Source organism: Pikeienuella sp. (assembly GCF_046290545.1).
Taxonomy (GTDB): Bacteria; Pseudomonadota; Alphaproteobacteria; order Rhodobacterales; family Rhodobacteraceae; genus Pikeienuella.
In genome coordinates this window covers 172,589-189,190 of sequence record NZ_JBKAGV010000005.1, presented here as the reverse complement: position 1 = coordinate 189,190, position 16,602 = coordinate 172,589, and the positions used below count along the sequence as shown (strand labels likewise).

General features: G+C 68.9%; 17 protein-coding genes. 10 read left to right on the top strand and 7 right to left on the bottom strand.

Annotated elements, in window-relative coordinates; translation table 11 throughout:
• The gene (locus ACE37J_RS03545; RefSeq protein ID WP_409707123.1) at positions 1 to 1,344 is read left to right on the top strand and encodes an amino acid ABC transporter permease; all 1,344 of its coding nucleotides are present in this window, start codon (positions 1 to 3) and stop codon (positions 1,342 to 1,344) included.
• Positions 1,345 to 1,371: 27 nt separating this feature from the next.
• The gene (locus ACE37J_RS03540; protein WP_409707356.1) at positions 1,372 to 2,151 is read left to right on the top strand and encodes an amino acid ABC transporter ATP-binding protein; all 780 of its coding nucleotides are present in this window, start codon (positions 1,372 to 1,374) and stop codon (positions 2,149 to 2,151) included.
• A 12-nt stretch (positions 2,152 to 2,163) separates the two neighbouring features.
• On the opposite strand, the gene ACE37J_RS03535 is transcribed toward ACE37J_RS03540, so the two are convergent.
• From ACE37J_RS03535 to ACE37J_RS03515, 5 genes are all read right to left on the bottom strand, one after another.
• Complete coding sequence (locus ACE37J_RS03535; RefSeq protein ID WP_409707120.1) at positions 2,164 to 2,646, bottom strand: SixA phosphatase family protein; 483 nt, start codon at positions 2,644 to 2,646, stop codon at positions 2,164 to 2,166.
• Positions 2,646 to 3,302 (bottom strand): ferredoxin, encoded by a 657-nt coding sequence (locus ACE37J_RS03530; RefSeq protein ID WP_409707117.1) that lies wholly within the window; start codon positions 3,300 to 3,302, stop codon positions 2,646 to 2,648. Before ACE37J_RS03530 ends, ACE37J_RS03535 begins: the two co-directional genes overlap by 1 nt.
• The gene (locus tag ACE37J_RS03525; RefSeq protein ID WP_409707114.1) at positions 3,299 to 4,084 is read right to left on the bottom strand and encodes a sterol desaturase family protein; all 786 of its coding nucleotides are present in this window, start codon (positions 4,082 to 4,084) and stop codon (positions 3,299 to 3,301) included. Before ACE37J_RS03525 ends, ACE37J_RS03530 begins: the two co-directional genes overlap by 4 nt.
• 101 nt (positions 4,085 to 4,185) lie before the next feature.
• On the bottom strand, positions 4,186 to 4,902 hold the full coding sequence (locus ACE37J_RS03520; RefSeq protein WP_409707111.1) for a VPLPA-CTERM sorting domain-containing protein: 717 nt from the start codon (positions 4,900 to 4,902) through the stop codon (positions 4,186 to 4,188).
• 393 nt (positions 4,903 to 5,295) lie between these two features.
• Positions 5,296 to 5,949: a VPLPA-CTERM sorting domain-containing protein gene (locus ACE37J_RS03515; RefSeq protein WP_409707108.1), complete on the bottom strand. Its 654-nt coding sequence runs from the start codon at positions 5,947 to 5,949 to the stop codon at positions 5,296 to 5,298.
• Between the two features lie 297 nt (positions 5,950 to 6,246).
• Between ACE37J_RS03515 and ACE37J_RS03510 the strand changes: the two genes are divergently transcribed.
• The gene (locus ACE37J_RS03510; RefSeq protein WP_409707105.1) at positions 6,247 to 7,638 is read left to right on the top strand and encodes an L-serine ammonia-lyase; all 1,392 of its coding nucleotides are present in this window, start codon (positions 6,247 to 6,249) and stop codon (positions 7,636 to 7,638) included.
• Between the two features lie 80 nt (positions 7,639 to 7,718).
• On the opposite strand, the gene ACE37J_RS03505 is transcribed toward ACE37J_RS03510, so the two are convergent.
• Positions 7,719 to 8,177, bottom strand: a complete 459-nt coding sequence (locus ACE37J_RS03505; protein ID WP_409707102.1) for an NUDIX hydrolase — start codon at positions 8,175 to 8,177, stop codon at positions 7,719 to 7,721.
• 94 nt (positions 8,178 to 8,271) lie between these two features.
• On the opposite strand from ACE37J_RS03505, the gene ACE37J_RS03500 reads away from it, so the two are divergent.
• The 4 genes from ACE37J_RS03500 to ACE37J_RS03485 all read left to right on the top strand — a co-directional run bounded on the left by ACE37J_RS03500 (position 8,272) and on the right by ACE37J_RS03485 (position 13,414).
• Positions 8,272 to 9,774 carry a CoA-acylating methylmalonate-semialdehyde dehydrogenase gene (locus ACE37J_RS03500; protein ID WP_409707099.1) on the top strand — a complete coding sequence of 501 codons (1,503 nt, stop codon included), beginning with the start codon at positions 8,272 to 8,274 and terminating at the stop codon, positions 9,772 to 9,774.
• A gap of 1 nt (position 9,775) precedes the next feature.
• Positions 9,776 to 10,903, top strand: a complete 1,128-nt coding sequence (locus tag ACE37J_RS03495) for a carboxylate-amine ligase (RefSeq protein ID WP_409707096.1) — start codon at positions 9,776 to 9,778, stop codon at positions 10,901 to 10,903.
• Between the two features lie 87 nt (positions 10,904 to 10,990).
• Entirely contained in the window at positions 10,991 to 11,551 is a 561-nt protein-coding gene (locus tag ACE37J_RS03490; protein ID WP_409707093.1) for a hypothetical protein, read from the top strand.
• A 39-nt stretch (positions 11,552 to 11,590) separates the two neighbouring features.
• On the top strand, positions 11,591 to 13,414 hold the full coding sequence (locus ACE37J_RS03485; protein ID WP_409707090.1) for an ABC-F family ATP-binding cassette domain-containing protein: 1,824 nt from the start codon (positions 11,591 to 11,593) through the stop codon (positions 13,412 to 13,414).
• Between the two features lie 10 nt (positions 13,415 to 13,424).
• Here the strand turns inward: ACE37J_RS03485 and ACE37J_RS03480 are convergent, their stop codons facing one another.
• A complete protein-coding gene (locus tag ACE37J_RS03480; protein WP_409707086.1) occupies positions 13,425 to 14,723 on the bottom strand; it encodes a hypothetical protein in 1,299 nt (432 codons plus the stop codon).
• Between the two features lie 171 nt (positions 14,724 to 14,894).
• On the opposite strand from ACE37J_RS03480, the gene purC reads away from it, so the two are divergent.
• Genes purC through purQ form a run of 3 tightly spaced genes read left to right on the top strand, consistent with a single transcriptional unit; the run spans position 14,895 to position 16,601 of the window.
• A complete protein-coding gene (gene purC, locus ACE37J_RS03475; protein WP_409707083.1) occupies positions 14,895 to 15,659 on the top strand; it encodes a phosphoribosylaminoimidazolesuccinocarboxamide synthase in 765 nt (254 codons plus the stop codon).
• Positions 15,660 to 15,682: 23 nt separating this feature from the next.
• The gene (purS, locus tag ACE37J_RS03470) at positions 15,683 to 15,922 is read left to right on the top strand and encodes a phosphoribosylformylglycinamidine synthase subunit PurS (RefSeq protein WP_409707080.1); all 240 of its coding nucleotides are present in this window, start codon (positions 15,683 to 15,685) and stop codon (positions 15,920 to 15,922) included.
• A gap of 7 nt (positions 15,923 to 15,929) precedes the next feature.
• Complete coding sequence (gene purQ, locus ACE37J_RS03465) at positions 15,930 to 16,601, top strand: phosphoribosylformylglycinamidine synthase subunit PurQ (protein ID WP_409707077.1); 672 nt, start codon at positions 15,930 to 15,932, stop codon at positions 16,599 to 16,601.
• Position 16,602 lies beyond the last annotated feature (1 nt).

Sequence of the window (16,602 nt, the reverse complement as noted above, 5' to 3'; positions counted from 1 at the left end):
ATGAGCGAGACGCACGCCGAAACAGCCCTCGCGCGCAAGGCCCCCATCGCCTTCGTGGCGGACGGGCAGATCCCCGCCTCGCCGCCGCCCTCGACCGCGGTCGGCCCGGTGAAATGGGCGAAGGACAATCTCTTCTCGGGGCCGATCAACAGCCTGCTGACGATCCTCTCCTTCGCCTTCGTCGCGTTCCTGCTCTACGAGATCCTGCCCTGGTTCATCGACAGTTCGTGGTCTCCGGCGGAAATGTCGCTCAACGGCTGCCGGGCGGAGGCGAGCGGGGCCTGCTTCGCCGTCATCAACGAGCGGTTCAACCAGTTCTTCTTCGGCTTCTATCCGGCCGATCTCTACTGGCGGCCGATCCTCGCCTTCATCGTCGTCGTACTCGCGCTCTGGCCCGTTCTCTTCGCCTCGGCGCCGCGGGCGCTGCTCGGGCTGTCGGCGCTGGCGCCCTTCATCTGCTACCTGCTGATCTGGGGCGGATCGATCTGGGGGCCTGTCGCGGTGCTTCTCGGGCCGGTGATCGGCTATCTGATCTTCACACGGGCGCAAGCGCTCTTCACCGCGGTCGTGGGAGAGGCGTTCGGGCCGCTGCTGACGCTCGTCGCCTCCGTGCTGGCTACCGTGTTCTGGCTGCTGACGCTGGTCGGGCCGGTGGACGGCGCGCTCTCCTCCGTCCTGCCGATCGGGCTTGAGGAGGTTGAGAGCAACAAGCTCGGCGGCTTCATGCTCTCGCTCATCATCGGCCTCGTCGGCATCGTCGCCTCGCTGCCGCTCGGCATCGCGCTGGCGCTCGGGCGGCAATCGAAGCTCCTGATCGTGAAGGCGATCTCCGTCGGCTTCATCGAGACGATGCGGGGCGTGCCGCTCATCACGCTGCTCTTCGTCGCCTCGACGCTGCTGAACTACTTCATGCCGCCGGGCTCGAACTTCGACCTCATCCTCCGCGTCTGCATCATGGTGACGCTCTTCGCCTCGGCCTACATGGCGGAGGTGATCCGCGGCGGCATCGCGGCGCTGCCGAAGGGGCAATACGAGGCGGCGGACGCGATGGGGCTGACCTATGCGCAGTCCATGCGACTGATCGTGCTGCCGCAGGCGCTGAAGATCTCGATCCCCAACATCGTCTCCACCTTCATCGGCCTCTTCAAGGACACGACGCTGGTGATCGTGATCGGCCTCCTCGACCCGCTCGGTCTCTCCTCCGCCATCCGCGCCGATGCGGCCTGGAACGGGATCGTGTGGGAGCTCTATGGCTTCATCGCGCTCTTCTTCTTCATCTTCTGCTTCGGCATGTCCCGCTACTCGCAATATCTGGAGCGGAAGCTCCGCACAGACCATCGATAGGAGCCCGTCATGGCCGAACCCGCACACATGACCGAACGCGAGATCGACCGGAGCCAGATGAAGATCTCCGACGAGGTCGCCATCGACATCCGCAAGATGAACAAGTGGTATGGCGACTTTCACGTTCTCAGGGACATCAACCTCACCGTCTATCGCGGGGAGCGGATCGTCGTCTGCGGGCCTTCGGGCTCGGGCAAGTCGACGCTGATCCGCTGCGTGAACCGGCTGGAGGAGCATCAGGCCGGCGACATCATCGTGGACGGGACGGAGCTGAACTCCGACCTCAAGAACCTCGACAAGGTGCGCGCCGAGGTCGGCATGGTGTTCCAGCACTTCAACCTCTTCCCGCACCTCACAATCCTCGAGAACTGCACGCTCGCGCCGATCTGGGTCCGCAAGACCCCGAAGAAGGAGGCGGAGGAGACGGCGATGCACTTCCTCCGCAAGGTCAAGATCCCCGAGCAGGCGCACAAATATCCCGGCCAGCTCTCCGGCGGTCAGCAGCAGCGCGTGGCCATCGCCCGCTCGCTCTGCATGAAGCCGCGGATCATGCTCTTCGACGAGCCGACCTCCGCGCTCGACCCCGAGATGATCAAGGAAGTGCTCGACACGATGATCGAGCTCGCCGAGGAGGGGATGACGATGATCTGCGTGACGCACGAGATGGGCTTCGCCCAGGCCGTGGCGAACCGCGTGATCTTCATGGACGCCGGGCAGATCGTCGAGCAGAACGAGCCGAAGGAGTTCTTCACCAACCCGAAGAGCCCGCGGACGCAGCTGTTCCTCAGCCAGATCCTCGGCCACTGAGCCGAAGGCGCGTCAGACCAGCCCTTTCGGCTGCGCGAGCGCGAGAAGGCGGCCGCAGCCGGGGCGGACATCCGCCCAGACGGCCGCCTCGAAGCCGATGACCGCCGCCTGCGCGGTCGGGAAGTCGCCGATGACGTCATCGGAGAGGAGGCGGTTCGCGGCGTCCCCGATGCCCGGATTGTGGCCGACGAGGAGGAGCGGCGAGGCCGCGCCCCCGGTCAGATTGAGCTCCTCCAGGATCGTCTCCGCCTCCGCCTCGTAGATCGCGGGTCGCGTCTCCATCGGGGCGGCGAGACCGAGGCGCTCCCAGGTCTCCTGCGTCCTTGTGGCGGAGGACACGAGGGCCAGCGCAGGCGTCAGCCCCTCCTCCCGCAGCCAGGCGCCCATCAGCGGCGCGGCGAGGCGGCCGCGGCGGTTCAGCGGGCGCTCATGGTCGGAAAGGCCGGCGTGCCAGTCCGACTTCGCATGGCGGAGGAGGATGAGGCGGAGGGTCATCAGACGATCCGGAAGGCTTCGAGATGGAAGGCGGCCTGTTCATCCGACTGCGCGAAAGCGACGCCGACAGGGCAGGCGCGGCGGGCGAGGCAGCCGCGGGCGCGGCATTCGGCGCCGGCGGGCGAGGAGATATGCGTCCGGCAGCGCGCAGCGTCATAGCCGGCATCCGTGAAGGCGGAAACGGGGCAAGCGGCGCGGCACGGCATGGGGCAGCCTTCGCAGGGCGGCTCGCCGCGGACGACAGGGGGGAGGTCGACTTCCCGGAAGAGCGCGATGGCGCCGCGCCAGCCGGACCAGAGCCCCCGCTCCTCATGCACGGCCATGCCGAGCTTCGAGCGATGGATCGGCTCGGCCGCGTAAGTCCAGCGGATGAAGGGATGATAGGGCGGCCCTTCGAAGGGGAAGAACGCCGCCCCCCCGATCTCCGCCGCCAGCGCGCCGATGACACGGCGCGACCAGCGGTCGAGCGGGTGGCGTGCGCCGTCCGCCGCTTCCGGGCTGGCGCGGAAGGCGGCCCAGAGCGCGGGGCCGCCGTAGCCGAAGAGCAGGAGCGCCCGCGATCCTTCCGGCGCGCCGTCCTCCGCGCCGGGCGCGAGCCAGCCCGTCAGCGCCAGACCGTCCTGCGCTGCGCGGTTCCTGATCTCTTCCAGCGTCACGGGCGCCTCCGGAACGGCAGGGCGAGGGACCAGAGGAAGCCGGCGCTGCGCCCGTCCCGCCACGGCTTCAGCCCGATCTCGACGCCGCCCTGCCCTTTCGCGGGCTGCTCCGTCCAGACCCTGAAGAGACGGTCCCAGACCGAGAGGAAGAAGCCGAAATTGGTGTCATGCTCGCTCCGCTCGACGGAATGATGGCTGCGGTGCATGTCGGGCGTCACGATCACGAGACGCAGCAGCCGGTCCGCCCGGCGCGAGAGCGTGATGTTGGCGTGGGACCAGATCGCCGCCGCGTTCAGCGCGATCTCGAAGAGGAGCACGGCCAGCGCCGCAGCGCCGAGGAGATAGACGAGGCCGATCTTCAGCGCCATCGAGAGCAGGATCTCGACCGGGTGGAAGCGAAGCCCGGTCGTCACGTCCATCGCCTCGTCGGCGTGGTGCACCTGGTGCAGCCGCCAGAGCAAAGGCACGTGATGGACGGCGACATGCTGCGCCCATATCGCGAAATCGAGGATGACGAAGGCCAGCAGGCATTCGAACCAGAAGGGCCAGGAGAGCGCGTTGAACAGGCCGAGGCCGAGCGCCTCGGCGTGAAGCGCGGCGCCGACCGCAGCGGCCGGAAATACAAGGCGGACGAGGAACGAGTCGAGCGCCACCAGCCCGAGATTGGTCAGCCAGCGGCGGCCTCTCAGGGCGGCCCGCAGGGGGGCGCGCGCCTCGGCGAACGCCATCGCGCCGAATACGGCAAGAAATACGCCCAGCCGCGTCACAGGTTCCCAGTCCATCGGCCCTCCTTCGGGCCGGACTTAGCGCGGCGCGAGCACATCCGCCAGTGACGCCCGCCTCCTCCCGGCAAGGGAAGAAAGGAGGCGGGCCCGCCGGCGGTTCAGGCCTGGGCCCTCTTCCGCCTTGCGACGAAGCCGAGCCCCGCGAGCGCAGAGAGCAGCATCCACGCCGCCGCCGGCAGCGGGATCGGCGCGAGCGCGAATTCGAAGGCCGCGATGTCCTGCCCGGTCGGGCCTTCGGAGAAGAACCGAAGGCTCTTGTAGGCGGTCGGCAAGGCGATGTGCAGGAGGACGACATTGCGGAAATTCGGCGCGGAGCCGGTGAGCCCGAAGGCGTTCACCACGTCCGTCCCGGTGATGGACTGGATCACCGAGTTGGAAGAGTCGAGGAACGTCAGCGTGTTGTAGGAGTCGACCGAACCCCAGAGGATGTTCAGGGTGCTCCGCTCGTCCGCCAGAGTCAGGGTCGTCGGAGACGTGGAGCCCTCGCCCCCGGCGACAGAGCCGCCCACGGAGAAGTAGGTCGGGCCATTGTCGCCGTCGCGCGTGATGGTCGCGCTCTCGAAGGGCGACTGGTAGACAAGGGGAAGGGTGTTAGGCGGCGGCGTGATGGTCGGGTCGAGCGGCGACCAGACGGCTCCGATCGGCGTGTTCGCAGCGAAACCGGCCGCGTATATCGCGGCGTCGTTGGCTGGACCCTGCTTCGAGGAGTCGACGAGGGTGACCTGCGCCACGCCGATCGACACGGGAACTGCGGAGGCCGAGAAGGCGAGAAGGCTCGCCCCTGCGAAGGCCGCAGCAAAGAAAAATGGCTTCATGCTCATGCTCCCACAAAGCTCCCTCCCGCGACGGGGGGAGACGGTCAAAGCGCGGGCACGCGAGACCTATACACAGATGCCAGGAGAACGCCTCACGAACCCGCTCGGGTCTGCACACAACATAAGGTTGACGATATCTTAACGGTCAGGTTGCGTAAACATGAATCTGCATTGAGGATGTCGCCTTCCGGTTGCAGCGCGTCTTGAGGGCGGCGCGCAGCGGCGGCCATCCATCGGCACGCGCCTTGGCTGCGACGACGGCGCCCAGACGTGATGCGGGCGCCCGATCCGTCGGCTCTTCCCCGAGCCGGGCCTGGCGCGCGGAGAGCCTCGGCGCAAGCGAGACCCGCCTCCCCCTGCAAGGGACGAGAAGGAGGCGGGCTCGCAAGGGCTTCAGGCTGCCGCCCTCTTCCGCCGGGCGACGAAGCCGAGGCTGGCGAGACCCGCCAGCATCATCCACGCCGCAGCCGGCAAGGGCACGGCGGTCGCCGACATGGAGGTCCATTCGAAGGCGTTGGACCCATCGGAGAAGAAGCTCACCGCATCGAACTTGCCCTTGAACTCGACGAAGGCCGAGCCGACGGCGATCGGCGGCTGCACCACCGTTCCGAGGAAGGTGATGACCTCCTGCCCGTCGAGGAAGAAGGTCAGCTCGTTATAGCTGTCCGGCGACCCCCAGAGAAACGAGAAGGCCCTCTGGTCCACGGTGAACTCGAGGATCGCCGGGTTGCTCGGGTTGTCGGGCCCGACAGAGAAATACGGCGTCGATTCGGGGATGCCCGAGCCGTTCGAATAGATATTGATGTTGGACGTCTCGTCGAAGGGGGACCGGGTGACGCCCGGGATGTTCCCGGTCCTTGTGGAGGGCGCCGGGTTCCACGAGGAGAAGTCCGGAAGGACGGTGGTGGTGAGAAGGTCGATCTCGGCATACGAGGCCGGATTGGGGGTCACCGACTCTATGGAAACCGCCTTGGCCGGGGTCGGCGCCATCGCCGACGCCAGCGCCGCTGTCGCCACGCAAGCCGCAGCGAAGAATGTTCTATTCATGTTCACGCTCCCACGATGCTCCTGCCCAAAATGGGGGAGACGGTCAGGCCGGAGCCACGGGAACACCAAAACTGAAATCCAGACACACCCCACGGATCCGACAGGATCTGCACGAAACACCAGTTAAGAATATTCTAACGCATCGGTTGCGTAAACTTGTATCTGTTTTCCGGGAGTCGCCCCCCGGTTGCGACGGCCCGGGGTGACCGCCTCCTGTCGCCAACGGTCGACAATCCGTCTCCCCCGCGCTTGCGCCCGCGCCCCGGCTCGCCTTCTATACGCCGGGCGGAGGCGCGCATGGTCCTTTCGGTTTTCGACATCTTCAAGGTCGGGCTCGGCCCGTCATCGTCCCACACGATGGGGCCGATGACGGCGGCGAACCGCTTTCTCGAAACGCTTGCCGAGGGGCGGGAGCGGGTGCCGGGCGCGGGCGCGCCAGCGCGGCTTTCCTGCAGCCTGCACGGCTCGCTCGCCTTCACCGGGCGCGGGCATGCGACGGACCGGGCCGTGCTCCTCGGCCTCGCCGGGCAGAACCCGCGGGATGTGGACCCGGACGAGGCGGAGCGGATCGAGGCGGCGGTGAAGGCGTCCCGCCGCGTCGAGCATCCCGCGCTCGGGGCGCTCGCCTTCGACCCGGATGCGGACATCGTGTTCGACTATGGCCCCGCCCTCCCCGGCCATGCGAACGGTCTCAGGCTCTTCGCGCATGACGCGGCGGGAAATCTCGCTCTGGAGGAGACCTATTACTCCGTCGGCGGCGGCTTCGTGATGACGGCGCGGGAGATGGCGCGCGGCGCTGCGCCGTCTGCGCCCGGCCCGGCGAAGCCCTTCGCGTTTCACTCGGCGGCGGAGATGCTTGCGATGGCCGCGGCCTCCGGCCTCTCCATCGCCGCGATGATGCGCGCGAACGAGGAGGCGGGGCGGAGCGGGAGCCTCGACAGGGCGCTCGACGATCTCATCGCGGCGATGAACGCCTGCATCGACCGCGGGCTCGTCGTGGAGGGGGAGTTGCCGGGCGGGCTGCGGGTGAAGCGGCGGGCGAAGCGCATCCATGAGCAGTTGCTGGCGGAGCGCGGGCTCAACATCGCCCAGCCGCATGTGGCGAATGACTGGCTCTCCGTCTACGCCATGGCGGTGAACGAGGAGAATGCGGCGGGCGGCAAGGTCGTCACCTCCCCGACCAACGGCGCGGCGGGCGTCTGCCCCGCGGTGCTGCGGTATTACCGCGACCATTGCCAGGGCGCGACGAAGGCCGGGGAGCGGGAGTTCCTGCTGACGGCGGGGGCGATCGGCTCCCTCATCAAGACCCGCGCCTCGATCTCCGGCGCCGAGGTCGGCTGCCAGGGCGAGGTCGGCTCCGCGGCGGCGATGGCGGCGGCGGGGCTCTGCGCCGCGCTCGGCGGCACGCCGGCGCAGGTGGAGAACGCGGCGGAGATCGCGCTCGAACATCATCTCGGCATGACCTGCGACCCGGTGGGCGGGCTCGTCCAGGTGCCGTGCATCGAGCGGAACGGCCTCGGCGCGATCAAGGCCGTCTCCGCCGCCTCGCTCTCGCTCCGGGGGGACGGCACGCATTTCATGCCGCTCGACAATTGCATCGAGGCCATGAGGCAGACCGGGCGGGACATGAGCGAGAAATACAAGGAGACGAGCCAGGGCGGGCTCGCGGTGAACCTGCCGGAGTGCTGAGCGGAGGCATGCGCACATTGCGCAGGGGGGTCAATTCATTGATTCCAAAGTGAAATCAGAAATAGCGATTTGCGCGCGCCCTACCCGCGGAAACGCTCCATGATCGCCTTCAGCTCAGGCTCCCGCACCGCGCGGACGGCGGCGTTCGCGGCGAAGAAGCGGAGCCGACGGGCGCCGCGCTCCGGATAGTCGGCCTCGAGGCTCTGGACGAGAAGCGGGTAGACGGTGACCGCCAGCTTCTCCCAGCCCTTCCCCTCCCGGAATTTCAGCGTCTGGTATTCGCCGAGCGCGATGGGAGAGACGTCCCCGATCACCCCCGCCTCCTCCCAGGCCTCGATCTCCGCGCTCTCATGCGCCGTGCGCCCGTCGATCAGCCCGCCCTTCGGCGGGGTCCAGCGGCGGGTGCGGCGGGTGGTGACGAGGAGGACGGTGAGAGAGTCTCCCGCCGGGCGCCAGCAGAGCGCGGCGACCTGACTCGCGGTCGGCGGGCCGAGCGAGGCGAAGATCGTGTCGAAGCTGTCCGTCTGGTGCGGGATCATCGGCGGCAGATAGACATTCCGCGAGGGAATGTCGATTGCCGCTATCCTGAGGATCGTCTAGGCAGTGCCGAAACGCACGGGACGGAGGAAGAGAATGGCCCGCGAACTGACGCATTTCATCGATGGCGCGCATGTGAAGGGGACTTCGGGCCGCTTCGCGGATGTCTACAACCCCGCCACGGGCGAGGTGCAGGCGAAGGTTCCGCTGGCGAGCACGGCCGAGGTGGATGCAGCGGTGCGGAACGCCGCGGCGGCGCAGCCGGCCTGGGCGGCGCAGAACCCGCAGCGGCGCGCGCGCGTGCTGATGGAATTCGTCCGCCTTCTGCACCGGGACATGGAAAAGCTCGCCGAGGCGCTTTCGCGCGAGCATGGCAAGACGATCCCCGATGCGAAGGGCGACGTGATCCGCGGGCTCGAGGTCGCGGAATACTGCATCGGCGCGCCGCAGCTCCTGAAGGGCGAGTATACGGATGGCGCGGGGCCGGGCATCGACATGTATTCGATGCGCCAGCCGCTCGGCGTCGCCGCCGGGATCACGCCGTTCAACTTCCCCGCCATGATCCCGATGTGGAAGTTCTGCCCGGCCATCGCCTGCGGCAATTCCTTCATCCTGAAGCCCTCCGAGCGCGACCCCTCCGTGCCCCTGATGCTCGCGGAGCTGATGATCGAGGCCGGGCTGCCGAAGGGCGTTCTCAACGTCGTCAACGGCGACAAGGAGGCGGTGGACGCGATCCTCGACCATGAGGGGATCGGCGGCGTCGGCTTCGTCGGCTCCACCTCCATCGCGCATTACGTCTATTCGCGCGGCACGGCGGCCGGAAAGCGCGTGCAGTGCTTCGGCGGCGCGAAGAACCACATGATCATCATGCCCGACGCGGACCTCGACCAGGCGGTGGACGCGCTGATCGGCGCCGGCTACGGCGCGGCGGGCGAGCGCTGCATGGCGATCTCCGTCGCCGTCCCCGTGGGCGAGGAGACGGCGGACCGGCTGATGGAGAAGCTCGCGCCCCGCGTCGAGAAGCTGAAGATCGCGCCCTACACGGACGGGAACGACGCCGATTTCGGCCCGCTGGTCACGCGGGAGGCGCAGGCCCGCGTCATGGGCCTGATCGACAAGGGCGTCGAGCAGGGCGCGAAGCTGGTGGTGGACGGCCGCGGCTTCAAGATGCAGGGCTACGAGAACGGCTTCTTCGTCGGCGCCTGCCTCTTCGACAACGTGACGCCGGACATGGAGATCTACCGGCAGGAGATTTTCGGCCCGGTCCTCTCCACCGTGCGCGCCGACAGCTACGAGACGGCGCTGAAGCTGACGATGGACCACGAATACGGCAACGGCACCGCGATCTTCACGCGGGACGGGGACACGGCGCGGGATTTCGTCTCCCGCGTCAATGTCGGCATGGTCGGCGTGAATGTGCCGATCCCGGTGCCGCTCGCCTATCACACCTTCGGCGGCTGGAAGAAATCGGTCTTCGGCGACCTGAACCAGCACGGGCCGGACGCGTTCCGCTTCTACACGCGGACGAAGACGGTGACCTCGCGCTGGCCCTCCGGCATCAAGGAAGGGGCCGAGTTCTCCATCCCGACGATGAAGTGACTTGACGGACCCCGCCTTCACCATCGGCGTCGAGGAGGAATACCTCCTCGTCGACCTCGAAAGCCTCTCCCTCGCGGAGGCGCCGGAGGGGCTGATGGCGGCCTGCGCGGCGGAGCTGGAGGGGCAGGTCTCCCCCGAGTTCCTGCAATGCCAGATCGAGATCGGCACGGCGGTCTGCGCCGGGCCGGAAGAGGCGCGGGAGGAGCTGAAGCGGCTCCGCTCCACCGTGGCGCGGGAGGCGAGGAAGTTCGGCCTCGCCCCCGTCGCCGCCTCCTGCCACCCGTTCGCGGACTGGAAGGACCAGCGGCATACGGACAAGGACCGCTATCATCAGCTCCAGCGGGCGCTCGGCGGGGTGGCGGAGCGGCTGCTGATCTGCGGGATGCACGTTCATGTCGGGCTGGATGACGATGCGCTCCGCACCGACCTCATGCCGCAGATGAGCTATTTCCTGCCGCACCTGCTGGCGATGTCCTGCTCCTCCCCGTTCTGGCAGGGGCGGGATACGGGGCTTTCCTCCTACCGGCTCACGGTGTTCGACAACCTGCCCCGCACCGGGCTCCCGCCCCAGGTGGCGAGCTGGGCGGACTACGAGCGGATGCTCGCCACCCTGATCGACCTCGGGATCATCGAGGACGGCTCGAAGATCTGGTGGGACCTCCGGCCCTCCCACCGCTTCCCCACGCTCGAAAGCCGCATCTGCGACGTCTGCCCGCGCCTCGAAGATGCGGTGACCATCGCGGCTGCGACGCAGGCGATCATGCGGATGCTCTGGCGGCTCAAGACGAAGAACCAGCGCTGGCGGATGTATGACCGCTTCCTGATCGCGGAGAACCGCTGGCGCGCGCAGCGCTATGGCATGGCGGAGGGGCTGATCGATTTCGGCCGCGGGGCGATCGTCCCCTTCGCGGAGCTGGCGGAGGAGCTGATCGCGCTGGTGGAGGAGGACGCGGTGGCGCTCGGCTCCCTCGCGGAGGTCGAGGGGATGCGGCGGATCGCGGAGGCCGGAAACGGGGCGGACCGGCAGCGCGCCGTCTTCGAGGCGGCGAAGGCGGCGAGCGGCGACGCGGCGGAGGCGGGGCGCGCGGTCGTCCGGCATCTGATCGAGGAATTCCACGCGGACCTCTGAGACTTGTCTCACGCCGCCGGCATCCGGGGTTTCCGCCGTGAAACCTTCGCCCCATCTTGAACGGAACGGGGGAAAGGAGGATGGACCATGAAGAGAATCGCCGGTGTCTTCGCCGCAGGCGCCCTGCTCGCGGCTTCGTCCTGCACCACCGGACCGGCTCCCGCCGACCTGGTGATCCAGGACTATATCGACCCGAACTATCAGCCCGAATACGTCTCCGTCTTCGCCGGCGCAGGCGGGGAGGCGGCGATCATCGGCGCGACGCGGGACGGGGCGGGGCCGGAGGAGATCGCGGCGGCGATCCAGCTCCCGGCCTATTTCAACCCCCGCACCATCCGCGCCGCGACGACGGCGCGCACGGGCCCGCATCTCGTGCTCGTCATCGCGCCGGAAAGCGGGGCGACGCCGCGCAAGGCCTGTTCGGGCGAGGCGCGGGGGGGCGTGGCCGGCCCGGAGCTGCGCATCCTCGGGGCCTTCTGTTCGAGCGCGGGGCGGCCCGTCACCGAGGCGATGTTCGTCGCCGCAGGCTCGCCCGTGCCGTCGGACCCGGATTTCGGCAGGCGGCTGACAAGCTTCATGGCGAAGCTGACGCCGCCCTCGAACCCGGACTTCCAGGGCTCGGGAGGCCCGTTCCGCCGCGGCGGCTGAGCCCTTGCGCCGGGGCGCGCCGGGCGCTACCCGGCGCGCATGGCCCAGCCCCCGATCCTGACCCTCGACGGCGTGACGCTCGGCTTCGGGCCGAACGCGCTTTTCACCGATCTCTCCCTCTCCGTTTCTCCCGGGGAGCGGCTCTGCCTCGTCGGGCGGAACGGGGCGGGGAAATCGACGCTGCTGAAGATCGTCGCCGGGCTTGTGGAGCCGGATGCGGGGACGCGCTTCGCAAGGCCCGGCGCGGCGATTTCCTATCTGCCGCAGGAGCCGGACTTCACCGGCTTCACGACGCTCGGCGATTTCGCGGCGGCAGACCTGCCGGCGCAGGAGCGCTGGCGGGCGGAAATGGCGATGGACGGGCTCCAGGTGAAGGCGGAGGCCCCGCCCGAGACCGCTTCGGGCGGGGAGCGGCGGCGCGCGGCGCTCGCCCGTTGCCTCGCCGGGGAGCCTGACCTCCTGCTGCTCGACGAGCCGACCAACCATCTCGACATCGCCTGCATCGAGTATCTCGAAGAGACGCTGGCGGCGACGCAGTCCGCCTACATCCTCATCAGCCATGACCGGCGCTTCCTCTCCCGCCTCTCCCGCGCCACGTTCTGGATCGACCGGGGCGAGTGCCGCCGCGTCTCCCGCGGGTTCGAGGGGTTCGAGGACTGGCGAGACAAGACGCTGGAGGAGGAGCGGGCGGCGCGGCACAAGCTCGACCGCCTGATCAAGGCGGAGGCGCGCTGGGCGGTGGAGGGCATCTCCGCCCGCCGCACGCGGAACATGGGCCGGGTGCGGCGGCTGGGGGAGCTGCGCGAGGGCCGGGCCGCGCAGATCGCGGAGACGGGGCGCGCGGCGATGGCGCTTTCCGCCGGGCCCGCCTCCGGAAAACTGGTGATCGAGGCGGTCGGGATCGCGAAGACCTTCGGGGAGCGGGCGCTCCTCCGCCCCTTCTCCACGCGAATCGGGCGGGGGGACCGGGTGGCGCTCGTGGGCCCGAACGGGGCGGGTAAGACGACGCTGCTCAACATGCTCACCGGCCTTCTGGAGCCGGACGAAGGGCGGGTGCGGCTCGGCTCCAACCTCGTCATCGCCCGGTTCGACCAGAACCGCGCCGCGCTCGACCCGGAGAAATCGCTCTGGGAGACGCTGACGGAGGGGGACCTTCGCGGGCCGAAGGAACGCTCGGACCAGGTGATGGTGCGCGGGCGGCCGCAGCATGTGGTCGGCTATCTCAAGTCCTTCCTCTTCGACGAGGGGCAAGCGCGCGGCCCCGTCTCCGCGCTTTCGGGCGGGGAGCGGGCGCGGCTCCTGCTGGCGAAGATCATGGCGCGGGAATCGAACCTCCTCGTCCTCGACGAGCCGACCAACGACCTCGACATCGAGACGCTGGACCTCCTTCAGGAGCTGCTGGCGGATTATGAAGGCACCGCGCTGCTCGTCAGCCATGACCGGGACTTCCTCGACCGGGTCGCGACCTCCGTGATCGCGCTGGAGGGCGACGGGGCGGCGGTGGAGTATGCCGGCGGCTGGTCCGACTACCGGAGCCAGCGCGGCGAGGGGCCGGCCGCGGCGAAGCCGGAGAAGCCGGCCGCAAAGGCCGAGGCGCGGCCCGCCGCGGCCGAGAAGCCGGCTGGGAAGAAGCTCGGCTTCAAGGAAACGCACCGCCTCTCCGTCCTCCCGGCGGAGATGGAGCGGCTTTCGGCGGAGATCGCGAAGCTGGAGGATTTCCTCGCCGACCCCCAGCTCTTCTCCCGCGAGCCGAAGAAGTTCGCCAAGGCGACGGAGGCGCTCGCCGAACGGCGCACGGCGCTGGAGGCGGCGGAGGAGGAGTGGCTGGAGCTCGAGGAGAAGCGGGAGGCGGCGGGCGGGTGAGCCCGCGGCCTCAGTTCGCCTTGTGGAGCGGCAACCCGTCGATCCGCGCCTCGATCTCCGCCAGCATCGCGGCGTAGGCCTCGCTCTCGATATCGCCGAAGCGGGCGCGGAACTCCTCGTCCGGCATGATCGAAGGCAGGCCGGCATAGTCGATGATCACGTCGCTCTCCTCCCCGATCCGGGCGAGGAGCGCGGGCCATTCCCCGGCCGGCGCGGCCATCATCCGGTTCGACATGCGGATGCCGGAATTGTTCGCGGCGATGTCCGTGAAGTCGAAGCCGCCGGCGGCGGCGATGTCATGCAGCTCCTTGAACTCACCGAGGGTGACGGAATAGCCGCGGTTCGAGGCGGCCTGGACGGCGGCGGCGGTGATGAAATGGCGGCGGCTGTCGATTCGCCCGTTGAGGGTCAGGGGGCTGCAATCGGCGTCCTCGAAACCGGCTTCGACCCGGTGATCGACGAGGCCGCCGATGACGGTCGTGAAATCCCGCGCCCCGCAGATAGAGGCGAGGGCGAGGATCGAGGCGGTGTAGGCCTCGGCCGGCCCCTCCGCCGCAGCCGAGTCGAGCGCCGAGGCGAGGGCGAAGCGGATATGGGGCAGGAAGCTGCCCTCCGCCGGCAGCTCGCCCCGCGCCATCGCCCCGGCGATGCGCGCCATTTCGCGCTCGACGGCCTCGGGCGGCGGCAGGGCGGAGCCGCGGAGGGCGCCGAAGACGCCGCGGGCGACACGGTTGCCGCCGACCTGCCTGATCGCAAGGGTGATCGAGGCCGCGTCCCCTTCCACGTCGAGCCTTGTCGCGGCGCCCGCCACAGTGTCCCCCACCCCGTTCCCGAAGAGGAGATTGGCGGCGATGCGGCCGGCTTCGAGAGAGAGGCCGGGCGGCAGGTTCAGCCGCCCGACGCGAAGCGAGCCGAGGGCGAATTCGCCCTCGAATTCCGGCGCGGTCGCGGCGGCGTTCACCCAGAGCGCGCCCCGGGTGAAGGGAACGGGGGCGGACGCCTCCCCGCGCACGGCGCCCTCCTCCAGCGTCACGCGCCCGCGAAAGCCGGGTAGGAACCGCGCGCCGAGGCGGACCATGCTGTTGAACCGCGCTTCGGTGACGACGACCGGCTCCGGCTCCCCCTCCCCGGCCAGCGCGCGCTTGACCGAATGCGCGAAGCCGCGCGCGGCCAGCACGTCTTCCGGGGCGGGCGGGGGGGACTCGGAGAGGGACGGCTCGCGCTCCACCACCAGCACGACGGCGAGAAGCGCCACGGCGACGGAGAGGAGGACGAGGCCGAGAAGGAAGCGGAACAGGGATCTCAGCATCGTCGCACCTCACCGCCTTTCCCGGAAAGGAGGGTGACGGAGCGGCGGCGGGAGCGCAAGCGCCGGCTCTCCTTGCGGCCCCCCCGGCTTGAGCCTATAAGCCGCCCGACGGGCGCGGCGACATCCAAGCCGCGCCCGATTCCCTTTTGGCTTCCCGGGAAGGAGCCCCGCATGGCCCGCCGCAGGATGGTCTACGAAGGCAAGGCGAAGATCCTCTACGAGGGGCCCGAGCCCGGAACCTACATCCAGTATTTCAAGGACGACGCCACCGCCTTCAACGCGGAGAAGCGCGACGTGATCGAGGGCAAGGGCGTCCTCAACAACCGCATTTCCGAGCACATCATGTCCGCCCTCAACGGGATCGGCGTGCCGACGCATTTCATTCGCCGGCTCAACATGCGCGAGCAACTCATCCGGCAGGTCGAGATCATCCCGCTCGAGGTCGTCGTGCGCAATGTCGCCGCCGGCTCGATCTCCAAGCGGCTCGGCATCGAGGAGGGCGAGCCCCTGCCCCGGCCGATCATCGAATTCTACTACAAGGACGACGCGCTCGGCGATCCGATGGTCTCCGAGGAACACATCGTCGCCTTCAACTGGGCGAACCAGCAGGACATCGACGACATCATCGCGCTGGCGCTCCGGGTCAACGACTTCCTAACCGGGCTCTTCCTCGGCGTCGGGATCAAGCTCGTTGACTTCAAGATCGAGACCGGGCGGATCTGGGACGGGGACTTCCAGCGCATCATCGTGGCGGACGAGATCAGCCCCGACAGCTGCCGGCTCTGGGACATCGAGACGGGCCGGAAGCTCGACAAGGACGTGTTCCGCCGCGATCTGGGCTCGCTCACGGACGCCTACAGCGAGGTGGCGAAGCGGCTCGGCATCCTGCCGCAGAACGCGACGAAGCCCCGCTCCGGGCCGAAACTGGTGCATTGAGAGCGCGAATTCAGAGGACTGGCATGAAGGCGAAGATTCACGTCACCCTGAAGCCCGGCGTGCTCGACCCGCAGGGCGAGGCGGTGCGCCACGCGCTCGGCGCGCTCGGCTTCGCGGGCGTCGAGGCGGTGCGGCAGGGGAAATACCTGGAGCTCGACCTCGCCGAGACGGACCGGGGCGCGGCGGAGGCGACGGCGCGGGCGATGTGCGAGAAGCTCCTCGCCAACACCGTGATCGAGACCTTCCGCGTCGAGATCGAGTGAGGGGGCGATGAAGGCCGCCGTCATCGTCTTTCCCGGATCGAACTGCGACCGCGACCTCGCCGTCGCCTTCCGCAACGCCTTCGGCGCGGCGCCGGCGATGGTCTGGCACAAGGATACGGCGTTGCCCGAAGGGCTCGACGTGATCGGCGTGCCGGGCGGCTTTTCCTTCGGGGATTATCTCCGCTGCGGCGCGATCGCAGCGCGCTCCCCGATCATGGGCGCCGTCTCCGCCTTCGCGCAGAAGGGCGGGCCGGTCCTCGGGATCTGCAACGGCTTTCAGGTGCTGATCGAGGCCGGGCTGCTCCCCGGCGCGCTGATGCGGAATGCGGGCCTCGCCTTCATCTGCCGCGACGTGGCGCTGAAGGTGGAGACGTCCGCGAGCCCCTTCACCGCGGAATACCGGGAGGGCGAGACGGTGACCTTCCCCGTCGCCCATCATGACGGCAATTTCGTCGCGGATGCGGAGACGCTGGCGCGGCTCGAAGGCGAGGGGCGCGTCGCCTTCCGCTATCAGGGCGCCAACCCGAACGGCTCGATGAACGCCATTGCCGGGATTCTCTCCGAGAACCACCGCGTGCTCGGCCTCATGCCGCATCCGGAACGCGCGGCTGACGCGGCGCTCGGCGGGGCGGACGGAACGCGGCTCTTCCGCTCGCTCGCGGGCGCCGCCGTCTCCTGAC